Genomic DNA, 13,008 nt, shown 5'->3' on the forward strand with positions numbered 1-13,008 from the left:
AACTCTTTAAAACTTAAATCGTGCAACTTGCACTAAAATAACTATCCAACCAATAATAAAACACAGTCCACCTAGAGGTGTAATTGGGCCCAGCCACTTTAAGCCGGTTAAAGCCAGTAAATATAAGCTGCCACTAAATAACAGTGTACCCGCTATAAAAAAACCACCTGCCATGCTTAAGTTAATGCCCCACTTTATTAAGATTGCCACTGCAATCAGTGCCAGCCCATGTACCATTTGATACTCGGCGGCGGTTTTAAAAATACCAATAGCGTAATCTGATAAGCGACTTTTTAAACCATGGGCAGCAAATGCGCCCAGTATCACTGAAAGCATACAAAAAAAGCTGCCTGCGAGTAAAAATAGTTTAATCATGTTTTTCCTCTTTTACATTCTCAATGGTGCTTTTGATAAAGTTAGCCGCCTGCATTGCTGCAACATTCAGGTTTTGTTGCTCAGTTATACCACTTTTTTTACGTGGTTTTAGTGAGTGGTCACCATCAGTTAACCATATATACTGCGGCTGTTTTGGCATTGCCATTGTGGCAAGCTCTTCACGGGTGCCAAAGGTGTCTCGTTCACCTTGTAGTACTAAAAAAGGACATGGTATGTCTGCAAAGTGATCTGTTCGGAGCTTTTCTGGCTTGCCCGGTGGATGAAACGGATAACCAAACGCAAGTACACCTAAAACAATATGCGAGGTTGAGCAAGCAAGCATAGACGCCATTCGCCCGCCCATTGATTTACCCCCTATAAATAGCGGTAAATTTGCATCAGCTTGAGTAAGTATATGCTCAAAATATGTAAGTAATTTTGGTGCTCGCTCTGGTGGGCGACGTTTATTGGTTTGTTTAGCAATTTGCATGTATTCAAAATCAAACAGCCCAACGTCAATACCATACTCACTGAGCTGTTTGGCCATGGTTTGCATAAACTCAGAATCACTGCCAGCCCCTGCACCATGCGCAAATATAAACTGTGCGATTGCAGGTTGCTGACTGCTTTTAACCCATTCAATGCTCATTAATATTCTTGCTCCTGCTCAACTAGGCTTAACATCCAATCTTTAAATGACACAATTTTACCTAATTCATTTTGCGACTCACGGATCACCAAATAATAGGCGTTTTTACTTTCTAAACTGTGATTAAACGGGATCACTAATCGACCTGCATCAATATCTGGTTTTGCTAAAACACTATTACCTATTGCAACACCTTGGCCATGTACCGCAGCTTGCAGCACCATAGATGAATGACTAAAAATAGGCCCTTGGTTAACTTGTACGTTGCGAACACCCGCGGTTTTCATCCATGTTTTCCAGTTTTTACGCGTAGTGTCATGCAACAAGGTATGGTTTGCTAAATCACTTGGTTGATTAAGCGCTCTAGGGCCACTTAACAATAATGGGCTACACAGTGGCACTAAGTATTCAGTGTGCAATTTATAAGCTTGTACGCCACTCCAATGACCACGACCATAATAAATTGAAATATCAACATCGTCTGTTAACGAGTTTTCGTCCTGATCTTGGGCTTTAATTCGCACATCAATTTCAGGGTGTAACTCGTTAAATAAGCTCAATCGAGGAATAAGCCATTGAATCGCAAAGCTCGGGGTTAAACTCACTGTTAGCGAGCCTTTTGCACCACGGGCTAGTAGCTTTTCGGTTGCGTCAATTAGCTGAGTAAAAATCTCTTTAATATCTAAAAAGTAGCCTTGACCTTCTTCGGTTAGAAGTAACGAGCGATTTTTACGCAAAAACAACTTTAACCCTAAGTGCTCTTCGAGGGTTTTAATTTGATGACTTACCGCAGCCTGTGTCACATACAACTCTTCTGCGGCTTTAGTAAAGCTTAAATGACGGGCTGCAGCTTCAAAAGCTTTTAGCGCGTTTAATGGAGGAACTCGTCTTGACATGGCAACCAAGCTTAGAATTAGTTTTTCTTATGCGGTGAATTATATACCTATGCTGGGAAAGAGTATATTCAAGCCACAAAAAAAGCGACCTAAGTCGCTTTTTTATGAGTTAATCACTCTTTTATAAATCGCTAGCACTGGTATCAAGCGGAGCAAAGCTTTTGATTAAATCATCAACCGCTTTCATTTGCGATAAGTACCCTTCTAATTTACTCAGTGCTAATGCACAAGGGCCATCACATTTTGCTTCATTTGGATTTGGGTGTGCTTCAATAAATAAGCCTGCAATACCCAGTGCCATGCCACTACGAGCCAGTTCTGCTGCTTGAGCACGACGACCATCGGCTGAATCAGCTCGACCGCCAGGACGTTGTAGCGCATGAGTAGCGTCAAATATAACGGGCGCCATGGTTTTCATGTCATCCATGCCCAGCATATCAACTACTAGGTTGTTATAACCAAAGCTTGAACCACGTTCACACAAGGCCACATTATTATTGCCCGCTTCATTAAATTTAGTAATGATATGACGCATTTCATGTGGGGCTAAAAACTGTGGCTTTTTCACATTAATAATCGCGCCTGTTTTTGCCATTGCAACCACTAAGTCTGTTTGACGAGCCAAAAATGCCGGTAGCTGAATAACATCAACAACCTCAGCAACCGGTGCTGCTTGATGAGGTTCATGCACATCGGTGATCAGCGGAATATTAAAGGTATTTTTAATCTCTTCAAATATCTTTAAGCCTTCTTCCATGCCCGGACCACGGTAAGAATTGATTGACGAGCGATTGGCTTTATCAAATGACGCCTTAAATACATAAGGAATATTTAATTTAGTAGTCACTTCAACATAATGCTCGGCAATACGCATCGCTAAATCACGAGATTCCAGCACATTCATGCCACCAAATAAAACGAAAGGTTTATCATTTGCCAGTTCTATTTGATTAATATTTATAACTTGGTTGTTCATTTTAATTCCTTATGGTGCAACTGCTTGCATCATTAATCCACAAATATACGCCATATATGTACCTACACCATAGCCTAGTACTGCTAATAAAACGCCTACCGGTGCCAGTGATGGATGAAACGCAGCGGCGACAACAGGAGCCGAGGCCGCGCCACCTACATTGGCCTGAGAGCCAACAGCCATGTAAAATAACGGCGCTTTAATTAGTTTAGCAACAATCAGCATTAAGCTGGCGTGAGTTAGCATCCAAATTGCACCAAGCACAAAATACATTGGTGAATCAAAAATCGCCATCACATTCATATGCAGGCCAATTGATGCTACTAGGATATATAAAAATGCTGATGCCACTTTAGACGAGCCAAAGGCTTCGATATGACGCACTCTAGTGAACGATAAACTAATGCCTATAGTGGTCGATATAACAATAAGCCAAAAGAACTTACTATTTAAACTGTATTCTTTTGCCCATGCATAGTTATTGGCAAAGAACGGTCCTAAAATATCAGCACAAAAATGTGCTAAACCAGTAATACCAAAGGCAATAGCAATAATCATCATGTAATCATTCAGCGTTGGCATACGGGCATGCTCTGCATGGTATTTTTCAACACGCTGTTTTAAATCTTCAATCGCAGTAGTATCGGCCCCCGCTTTGGCATCAATCGCTTTATGGTTAGCCGCCATTAATAATAATACCGCCATCCATAGATTAGCCACAATCACATCAACAGTAACCATAGCAGAGAAGATATCACCGCCAACTTCAAACATCTCTTTCATAGACGCTTGGTTCGCGCCGCCGCCAATCCAGCTGCCCGCAATAGTTGTCATACCGCGCCAAACAGCATCAGGGCCATGTCCACCCACTGCTTCAGGGTAAACGGCACTCATAATTAAAATAGCTAATGGCCCACCAATCACAATACCTGCGGTGCCCGTTAAGAACATAATTAATGCTTTAGGGCCTAGATTAATAATCGCTCTTAAATCAATGCTAATAGTTAGTAAGATTAAACACGCAGGTAATAAATACCGCGAGGCAACGTAATACACACTCGATTGCGAGCCATCAACAATACCAAAGGTATTTAGCAACGATGGTAAAAAATAGCACAGCAATAATGCAGGCACATATTTGTAAAATGTTACAAGCCCTGGGCGCGGACTTGACGAGGTTTTAAAAATAAAGCCTAAAATAATCGCCAGTAAACCTAGTACAACAGCATCATTGGTGATCAAGGCAGTTTGGGGATCAGCCATAACGTTTCCTATTTTTATTTTTAATGGTGGGTTTTATGATTATCTTCAAGTTCTTCGATTTGATGTTGGATGACTTCAATAGCAGGGTCGTCGGGACATTCATCAACAAAAAATTGTAAATCATCTCGTGCCATTTTAGGGCAACCTAGCTGATTTAGTAAATAGCCTCTGTCGCGTCGCTCATAGGGATCATCCCCTAGCATTTCCATTAACAAATCAACGCAAGTTAACGCATGACCAAATTTGTTCTCACTAATAAAAGACCATTTTTGTTGCGCTAAAAATAATTTATATACTTCGTCTTCAAAAATAAGCTCAAGAGGCTCTTGCTCTTGTGCATTATCTTCGTTGGTATTTTCAGGAATGATATACCAGCTTTGTTGACCACTACTTGGCTCAACAATGTACCCTTCATCATCGCTCATTGCGACGTGAATGCCCACTTCGCCTTGAGTTATGCTTACACTAGCATCAAGTTTTGCATGCTGTAAAAAATGGCATAACAAAATAGCTAAGGTCGTGGGTGTACCACTGCGCATAGATAAGGTGTAGCTAATACTGTTTAGCTTGTACTCAGGTACTTTAAGGCTTGACGCACTAAATAACCACTGACTGTAAAAGCAATCAAGTAGTTGTTCTAAACGATCATGTGCATCGCGTGTTTGCGAACAAATAGTCTCTATTTGTTGCTCAAACGCAGTCAATATTTCAAGACTTGGTGTTAAGTCTATTTGAGGGTCCCATTTAGCTTCTGCTTTAATACAACGATATATTGCCGGTGGCAAAAAATCATCGTAGGCATCTTCTATATAAGATTCATCGTGTTCATCAAACCCGAGGGTGGTCATTCATACTACAACATTCTAGAAAACGAACACGTAGTTTACCTAATTTTAAGGTTAGATACCAATAATCAGAAATGAAATAAAGAGGCAAGCTTTACACCTGTAGTGTAAAGCTTAAGCAAGTATTGTTAATTACAACAATAGCGGGGCTTTGGCGGTTGCTAAAAAGCCAATAGCTAAGATAACCGCAGTGTTAAACACTAAAAACATAACTTTAGGTAATGTTGTGGTTTGCTTCGCACTAATAATCCCAACGGCGATATAAACAACCACCAGTACAATTTTTTCTAATAGCCAAAGTTGCTCTAACGGGTTTATTTTAGCCATGGCCATTAAAGTAATAGCCGAGATGATTAGTAAGGTATCTATACTGTGGCTACCAATGAAAACCACTTTATTTTTAGCAAGGCTGCCACTGCCCATGCGCGAAAAAGAACGTACGTAAAATAAAATAATACTCACTAGCGCAATCGCCATGTGCGTATGTTTTAATGCTAAATAATCCATGTGTATTGTTACTTCTGTTTAGTTATGTGTTTTATCAGGAAAGCGTAAAATTACCGCTTCAAGTTCTTCAAGTTTATCATTGAATACATCAACAAGTTTAGGATCAAAATGCGTACCTTTGTTTGCATTGATCTCAGCAACGGCTTCTTCAAGTGTCCACGCACCTTTATAACAACGTTTATGACGCAGTGCATCATACACATCGGCCAATGCCACTATGCGAGCAAAAATATCGATACTCTCGCCTTTTAAGCCGCAAGGGTAACCAGACCCATCCCATTTTTCGTGATGTTGCTGTGCAATTAAGGCCCCTGCACTGACTATTTTACGCGGTGAATCTTTTAAAATGGCGTAGCCTTTGCCTGCATGGGTTTTCATAACTTCCCACTCATCACTGTTTAATTTACCGGGTTTATTTAAAATAGCATCCGGAATACCTATTTTACCCACATCATGTAGAGGCGAGGCAAAGCGAATTAAATTCGCTTGCTCTTCAGATAATCCATACGCTAATGCCAGTTCATAACAAATATAAGCAACCCGTTTTACATGATTACCCGTTTCACATGAACGCTGTTCAACTGCTTCGCTTAAACGATAGACAAGTTCTTGCTGGGTGGCTTCAACTTCAGTGTGTAATTGTACATTTTCAAATGCCAACTGCACATTTTGAGAAAAAATTTCGATTAGATTTCGTTGCGTATCTGTCAGTTTCGATGGCACACCGGATACAAATAACATCGAATTATGATTAAATTTACTACTACAATAGGCAAACAAATAGTCATCTTTATAAACAATTGCTTTGTTAGCTAGGGCTTCTTGGCACGCTAAGAGTTGATCTGCTGCTAATACTGTTTCTAGCTCTTCCCCTTCGCGCTTAGCAAAATCACCAGTGCCAGAGCAAACAATCAGTTTTTTATTTAATTCCTCTGACGGATTTTGCGCAACTAAGGTAGTGGCATACATAGCTTCGTCGGCCACATTAAGCAAGGAGGTTAGCTGCTGCATCACCCCTTCAATAAAGTTATCCATTGAATGAGTTGCAAAAATATTGCGAGAGGCGGTTATTATTTTTTCCAGCCCCTCACGTGACTGCTCAATAGAAATAATATCGCGATACGAACGAAGGCTAGCCATCATCACGGTGAATAGTTTTTGTGCGGTGAGTTCTGTTTTAGATTTGTAGTCATTTATGTCGTAATTGACAATAACTTGACGCTCAGGGGCTTGACCTGGTTGCCCAGTGCGTAAAATGATACGAATGTAATTATTTTTAACGGTATTGCGTATGTATTTCGCGACTTGCAAACCAGCGTCGTCAGTTTCCATAACAACATCGAGTAGGATGATGGCTGCATCTGGGTGCTCATCAATTAACTTTTTTGCTTCTGCACCTGAATATGCGCTAATAAATTCCAAACGTTTATCTTGGAACTTAAAGTCACTCAATGCTAAACGGGTAACAGCGTGAACCTCTGGCTCATCATCAACTATTAAAACTTTCCATGTTCCTTGCTCTTCACTTGCTACTTCAGGTGGTTGTTCATTTGAAAATAAAAAATCTTCCATCACATAGAATTCCTTAAACCATATGCAAACAAACAACGGAGCTACTATAAATAATTTAGGGCCATTGTCCGAACGTTACGCGGTCGTTATTACCAAGATCTTTCACTGTGCTTACATTTATAAACGCCATTTGATTGAAAATATGACGCACAGCTGCACTTTGCTCAAATCCGTGTTCAATTAAAAGATAGCCACTTGCGTGTAAATAGTCACGTGATTGTGTAATTATTTGTTTAATATCAGCCATTCCTGCATCATCTGCGACTAATGCAGACAAAGGTTCAAAGCGCACGTCGCCTTGATGTAAGTGAACATCGTCATGTTCTATATAGGGTGGATTGGTTACAATTAGATCAAACTTTTTGTTTTTTAACGCACTGAACCAGTTACTCTGCTCAACAGTCACATTATTAATAGCTAATCGCTGTTGGTTGCGCTTTGCCAACGCTACCGCATCATCAATACGATCAACAGCAATAATATCCCATGAGGGCATTTCGCTTCCAAGCGCCAATGCTATTGCCCCTGTGCCTGTGCCTAAATCAAGTACTTTCGCGTTTTTAGGCACTTCGCATTCAAGCGCAAGTTCAACTAAGGTTTCTGTATCAGGTCGAGGGATAAGTGTTGTTGGGTTCACTTCAAGCTGCAAACTCCAAAATTCACGACAGCCGGTAATATGCGAAACAGGTTCGCCTTGTAAGCGACGTTCACAGGCACGTTGAAATGCCTGATACTGCTCATCTGTGAGCTGTTTTTCAGGCCAAGTAAATAAATAACTTCGTGGCTTTTGTAAAATATTGAGCAGTAAAACTTGTGCATCTAACTTTGCGCTATCACTACTTGATGCTAATAAATTAGTACCTGTAGTAATAGCGTTTTCAACAGAAGGCGTCACGATTAATCGTCACCCATTGCTGCAAGTAAATCTGCTTGATGCTCTTGCATTAGAGGCTCGACAACGGCGCCTAAATCACCCGCTACCACTTCATTAAGACGATAAAGCGTTAAGTTAATACGGTGATCGGTAATACGACCTTGTGGATAGTTGTATGTACGAATACGCTCAGAACGATCGCCGCTGCCAACTAAGTTACGACGTTCTGATGCTTCAGCAGCATGACGCTTTTCATCTTCAGCTTGCTGAAGGCGCGCAGCCAATACCGACATCGCTTTAGCACGGTTTTTATGCTGAGAGCGCTCATCTTGACACTCAACCACTACACCCGTAGGTAAATGGGTAATACGAATGGCAGAGTCGGTTTTATTTACGTGCTGACCACCCGCTCCCGACGCTCTAAAAGTATCAACTTTAATATCGGCAGTATTGATTTCGATGGCTTCTGCTTCTGGTACTTCAGCCATAACAGCTACAGTACATGCTGAGGTATGTACACGGCCTTGAGACTCAGTTTCAGGAACACGTTGTACACGGTGAACGCCTGATTCAAATTTTAATTGCCCGTAAACACCTTCACCGCTGATGTTAGCAATTACTTCTTTGTAACCACCGTGCTCACCTTCGTTGGTGGTAACAACCTCTACTTTCCATTTTTTTGTTTCTGCGTAACGGCTATACATTCTGAATAAGTCGCCAGCAAAAATAGCAGCTTCATCGCCCCCTGTTCCTGCACGAACCTCTAAAAATACATTGTTGTTGTCTCTCGGATCTTTAGGGAGCATCAGAACTTGAATGTCATCTTCTAAAGTCGAAATCTGTGCTTTTGCTTCTTTGTATTCTTCTTGTGCCATTTCACGCATTTCAGGATCTGAATCTTTAAGCATTTCTTCAGCACTGCTCAAATCCTCTTGTGCTTGCTGGTACGCTAAAAATGTTTTTACCACTTCTTCAAGCTCAGAGTATTCTTTTGAAAGAGTACGAAAGCGGTTTTGATCACTAATGACCGATGGGTCACTTAGTAGCGCTTGTACTTCTTCATAGCGCTCAACTAAGGTTTCTAATTTACGATAAACGGACTCTTTCATTTAACTGTTATTCCTGATCTATACCTAACATTTTTTTCAATTGATTTAACTGAGCCACTTCACCTTTTTTCGCTGCATCTTGGATGGCACGGGTAGGCGCGTGCATTAAGCGATTGGTTAATTTATTGGCTAGCTCTAAAATTACTTTTTCTGCATTTTTACCTGTATTAAGCTGGCTTAGGGCCCTATCTACAAGTTCTGCTTTTGTAGTTTGTACATCATTACGGTAGTGGCGAATTAAATCCACTGAATCAAGTGAACGCAGCCACATAAAAAACTCTTTGGTGCGCTCACTAATAATAATTTGTGCTTGTTCTGCCGCTTGCTCACGTGCAGCCATGTTTTCGCTAACAATGGCTTGTAAGTCATCAACGGAATATAAATAAGCGTCGTCAAGCTCTCCGACTTGGCTTTCAATATCGCGTGGTACAGCAATATCTATAAATAGCATAGGTTTATAACGACGTTGTTTCAGTGCTTGTTCCACCACTCCTTTACCAATAATAGGCAAAGTACTGGCGGTGGAGCTAATAACAATATCGGCTTGGTGTAATCGTTCTGGTAATTGTGCCAAGGCAATAACATCTGCTGACACTTCATCTGCTAAGCCGCGAGCCCGTTCTATTGTTCTATTAGCTACCGTTATTTTTTGTGGCTCATTTTGGTATAAATGTTTTGCTACCAGCTCAATGGTTTCACCAGCACCAATTAATAGCACCTTGGTTTTGTCTAATTTGCCATAAATATGCTTTGCAAGATTAACCGCAGCAAACGCAACCGAGACTGCACTCGCACCAATGTTAGTTTCGGTGCGTACTTCTTTTGCCACTGAAAAAGTTTTTTGAAACAAACGATCAAAAGTTACACCCACCGCATCGTGGGTTTTAGCGCTGTTATACGCTTGCTTTATTTGCCCTAAAATCTGTGGTTCACCTAACACCAGCGAATCAAGCCCGCAGGCTACACGCATTAAATGGTTTATTGCTGCGCTGTCTTCATAACAGTAGATGTTTTTACTCAGTTCATGTTCATCTAAACCATGGAAACTGGCTAACCATTGCAACAATGTTTGGGAATTTTGTTGCGCAAGGCTACAATACACTTCAGTGCGATTACAGGTAGATACAATAACCGCTTCATTAAAGTCGGCATGACCACTTAATTGCTGTAGCGCCTCTGAAATTTGCTCAGGCGAAAAGGCCACTTTTTCTCGTAAATCTACGGATGCGGTTTTGTGATTAATACCAAGTGCTATTATGGTCATATCTGCCAAATATTGCTGAGCCCTACTTCATAGGCGGCAATTTTATCAAAAATCTCAGGAATATGGAAAGTAAGGAACAACATTTGACTCGACAATATTTTATTTTAACCCTGTTATTTATTTTTTTAACGGGCTGCGCCAATAAAAACAACTACAATACAAAAACTTACGAAGACTGGAAGTTACGTCTTAGTGCACAAAAAACTTGGCAGGTGGAAGGTAAATTAGCGTTTATTAGCCCTGATGAGCGCCAATCTGCTAACTTAAATTGGCAACAAACACAAAATAGTAATCATTTAGTGTTAACCACATTTATTGGCACCCGAATTTTATCGCTCAAACAAACCGCAGTGGGGGCTGAATTAATATTTGATGATCAACAGTTTTTTGATACTAATGCGAGTAAACTTTTACAACGCTTAACGGGGTTTACTTTACCGGTAAATAACGCCGGTCAGTGGTTAAAAGCCACTATTGACGATCAAACCTTAGAAGTCGATCAATTAGGCCGTGCTAAAAGCGTGTTATGGTTTGATGACGCTGGCAAAAAATGGCAAATAAACTACACCAGTTACATACAAAAACACGGTTTTTGGTTACCTAACGCGCTAACCTTAACCCATCAAAAGATTAAAATTAAAATCAAACTCTACGATTGGCAGTTTAACTAATTATGAATACTCCCTTTGAACTTTCGCTGATTGCGCCGGCGAAGCTAAATTTATTTTTACATATTAATGGTCGCCGTGATGATGGCTATCATGAATTAGAAACCCTGTTTACATTTTTAAACTATGGCGACGAGCTCCATTTTACGCTTACTAATGATAAAAATATTAGTATTAGCGGTGACACTCATGGCATTGCGCTAACTGACAACTTAATTTATAAAGCAGCTTTATTATTGCAAACTCAGTGTAAAGTGAATTTAGGTGCAAAAATAAATTTAACTAAACGTTTGCCTATGGGCGGAGGTGTTGGTGGTGGTTCATCCGATGCTGCGTCAACACTTTTAGCGCTTAACACACTGTGGAATACCGCTCTTACACTAGATGAACTTGCAGATTTAGGCTTGAAGCTCGGTGCAGACGTACCTGTATTCATTAAAGGTAAAAGTGCCATAGCACATGGCATTGGCGAGCAATTAGAGTATGTTAAATTGCCACAAAAATGGTACTGCGTTGTTTTTCCAAACCAGCATGTCAGTACTGCACAAATATTTACTCACCCCGATTTAAAACGTGACACGCCTAAACTTTCAGGTGACTGGCAACAACAGGTTTTAACTAACGATTGTGAGCCTTTAGTGAAAAAGCTGTGTCCCGAGGTTGAAAAAACCCTGCAGTGGTTGCTAAAATACGCCCCATCAAAGATGACCGGAACAGGTTCATGTTGTTTTGTTGAATTTGCTAGTCAAGTTCAAGCACAAGATGTACTTGCTAACCTCCCCCATACTTGGCAGGGGTTTATCGCATCAAGCGTTAATACTTCTCCTGCTCACACGGAGTTAGCCGCCATCATTGATAAATGAAGTAACGTACAAGTAATCATAAGTTAACCTACTTTGTTCATTCAATGTAAGTTAGTCCAAAAATTCAGTGCCTGAGGAACCCTACCGTGCCTGACATGAAGCTCTTCGCTGGTAACGCAACACCTGACCTAGCTCAAAAAGTTGCAAAACGTTTATATATTGAATTAGGCGATGCTGTTGTTGGCCGTTTTAGTGACGGTGAGATCAGTGTTCAAATTAATGAAAATGTTCGTGGCTCGGATGTTTTTATCTTACAATCAACCTGTGCCCCTACTAACGATAACCTGATGGAACTTATCGTTATGGTTGATGCGCTACGCCGTGCATCTGCCGGTCGTATCACTGCTGTTATTCCTTATTTTGGTTATGCTCGTCAAGATCGTCGCGTACGTTCTGCGCGTGTGCCAATTACAGCTAAAGTGGTTGCGGATTTCTTATCAAGTGTAGGTGTTGACCGCGTTCTTACGGTTGATTTACATGCTGAGCAAATCCAAGGCTTCTTCGATGTACCAGTAGATAACGTATTTGGCAGCCCGGTATTATTAGAAGATATGAAAAACCGCGACTTTGATGACGTGGTTGTTGTATCACCTGATATTGGTGGTGTTGTACGTGCCCGTGCAATTGCAAAACTATTAAACGATACTGACCTAGCTATTATTGATAAACGTCGCCCTCAAGCTAACGTTTCTCAAGTAATGCATATTATTGGTGACGTTGAAGGTCGTGATTGTATTATTGTTGATGACATGATTGATACCGGTGGTACATTGTGTAAAGCAGCTGAAGCTCTTAAAGAGCATGGTGCTAAACGTGTATTTGCTTACGCTACTCACCCTATTCTTTCTGGTACAGCTGCAGAAAACTTACGTAACTCTGTGATTGATGAAGTGATTGTAACTGACTCAATTCCACTGTCTGACGAACTAAAAGCGCTTGATATTGTTAAAGTATTAACACTTGCAGATATGTTAGCAGAGACTATTCGTCGCATTAGCAACGAAGAATCTATCTCGGCAATGTTTGAACATTAAAGTTAAACATTAATGAGTATAAAAGCGCCTTTTGGCGCTTTTTTTGTAGGTGATGTTTATTTTATAAACCCGCAGTGGTATAATAGCGCGCCTTTTGGCTAGGGACCTTGGTC

The 13,008-nt window shown here is 40.7% G+C and carries 14 protein-coding genes; 3 read left to right on the top strand and 11 right to left on the bottom strand.

The features are described from left to right. Window positions 1-6: 6 nt before the first annotated feature. The 11 genes from ACNSN2_RS09265 to hemA all read right to left on the bottom strand — a co-directional run bounded on the left by ACNSN2_RS09265 (window position 7) and on the right by hemA (window position 10,330). Window positions 7-375 (bottom strand): DUF423 domain-containing protein, encoded by a 369-nt coding sequence (locus tag ACNSN2_RS09265; RefSeq protein ID WP_010388367.1) that lies wholly within the window; start codon window positions 373-375, stop codon window positions 7-9. Beyond that, the gene (locus tag ACNSN2_RS09270; RefSeq protein ID WP_418607128.1) at window positions 368-1,024 is read right to left on the bottom strand and encodes an alpha/beta family hydrolase; all 657 of its coding nucleotides are present in this window, start codon (window positions 1,022-1,024) and stop codon (window positions 368-370) included. The genes ACNSN2_RS09265 and ACNSN2_RS09270 overlap by 8 nt, the downstream gene beginning before the upstream one ends. Beyond that, on the bottom strand, window positions 1,024-1,920 hold the full coding sequence (locus ACNSN2_RS09275; RefSeq protein WP_008115185.1) for a transcriptional regulator GcvA: 897 nt from the start codon (window positions 1,918-1,920) through the stop codon (window positions 1,024-1,026). Before ACNSN2_RS09275 ends, ACNSN2_RS09270 begins: the two co-directional genes overlap by 1 nt. A gap of 121 nt (window positions 1,921-2,041) precedes the next feature. Then, complete coding sequence (gene kdsA, locus ACNSN2_RS09280; RefSeq protein ID WP_054202475.1) at window positions 2,042-2,896, bottom strand: 3-deoxy-8-phosphooctulonate synthase; 855 nt, start codon at window positions 2,894-2,896, stop codon at window positions 2,042-2,044. 9 nt (window positions 2,897-2,905) lie between these two features. Further along, window positions 2,906-4,159, bottom strand: a complete 1,254-nt coding sequence (locus ACNSN2_RS09285) for a DUF819 domain-containing protein (RefSeq protein ID WP_418607131.1) — start codon at window positions 4,157-4,159, stop codon at window positions 2,906-2,908. 20 nt (window positions 4,160-4,179) lie between these two features. Next, a complete protein-coding gene (locus ACNSN2_RS09290) occupies window positions 4,180-5,007 on the bottom strand; it encodes a tetratricopeptide repeat protein (RefSeq protein ID WP_010388352.1) in 828 nt (275 codons plus the stop codon). 129 nt (window positions 5,008-5,136) lie between these two features. Then, window positions 5,137-5,511 (bottom strand): SirB2 family protein, encoded by a 375-nt coding sequence (locus ACNSN2_RS09295; protein ID WP_055013325.1) that lies wholly within the window; start codon window positions 5,509-5,511, stop codon window positions 5,137-5,139. An 18-nt stretch (window positions 5,512-5,529) separates the two neighbouring features. Continuing rightward, window positions 5,530-7,083, bottom strand: coding sequence for a DUF3369 domain-containing protein (locus tag ACNSN2_RS09300; RefSeq protein WP_010388348.1), 1,554 nt, complete (start codon window positions 7,081-7,083; stop codon window positions 5,530-5,532). A gap of 55 nt (window positions 7,084-7,138) precedes the next feature. Continuing rightward, a complete protein-coding gene (gene prmC / locus ACNSN2_RS09305; protein ID WP_010388347.1) occupies window positions 7,139-7,978 on the bottom strand; it encodes a peptide chain release factor N(5)-glutamine methyltransferase in 840 nt (279 codons plus the stop codon). Window positions 7,979-7,980: 2 nt separating this feature from the next. After that, on the bottom strand, window positions 7,981-9,066 hold the full coding sequence (gene prfA, locus ACNSN2_RS09310) for a peptide chain release factor 1 (protein WP_010388346.1): 1,086 nt from the start codon (window positions 9,064-9,066) through the stop codon (window positions 7,981-7,983). Window positions 9,067-9,073: 7 nt separating this feature from the next. Next, the gene (hemA, locus tag ACNSN2_RS09315; protein WP_175610046.1) at window positions 9,074-10,330 is read right to left on the bottom strand and encodes a glutamyl-tRNA reductase; all 1,257 of its coding nucleotides are present in this window, start codon (window positions 10,328-10,330) and stop codon (window positions 9,074-9,076) included. A gap of 83 nt (window positions 10,331-10,413) precedes the next feature. On the opposite strand from hemA, the gene lolB reads away from it, so the two are divergent. The 3 genes from lolB (at window position 10,414) to ACNSN2_RS09330 (ending at window position 12,895) form a co-directional block, all read left to right on the top strand. Then, complete coding sequence (lolB, locus tag ACNSN2_RS09320; RefSeq protein WP_418607132.1) at window positions 10,414-11,001, top strand: lipoprotein insertase outer membrane protein LolB; 588 nt, start codon at window positions 10,414-10,416, stop codon at window positions 10,999-11,001. Between the two features lie 2 nt (window positions 11,002-11,003). After that, entirely contained in the window at window positions 11,004-11,861 is an 858-nt protein-coding gene (gene ispE / locus ACNSN2_RS09325; protein ID WP_418607133.1) for a 4-(cytidine 5'-diphospho)-2-C-methyl-D-erythritol kinase, read from the top strand. Window positions 11,862-11,947: 86 nt separating this feature from the next. Further along, the gene (locus tag ACNSN2_RS09330) at window positions 11,948-12,895 is read left to right on the top strand and encodes a ribose-phosphate pyrophosphokinase (RefSeq protein WP_008115168.1); all 948 of its coding nucleotides are present in this window, start codon (window positions 11,948-11,950) and stop codon (window positions 12,893-12,895) included. Window positions 12,896-13,008: the final 113 nt, after the last annotated feature.

It is taken from the genome of Pseudoalteromonas sp. US3C1013 (genome assembly GCF_048401115.1).
Lineage (GTDB): Bacteria > Pseudomonadota > Gammaproteobacteria > Enterobacterales > Alteromonadaceae > Pseudoalteromonas > Pseudoalteromonas undina.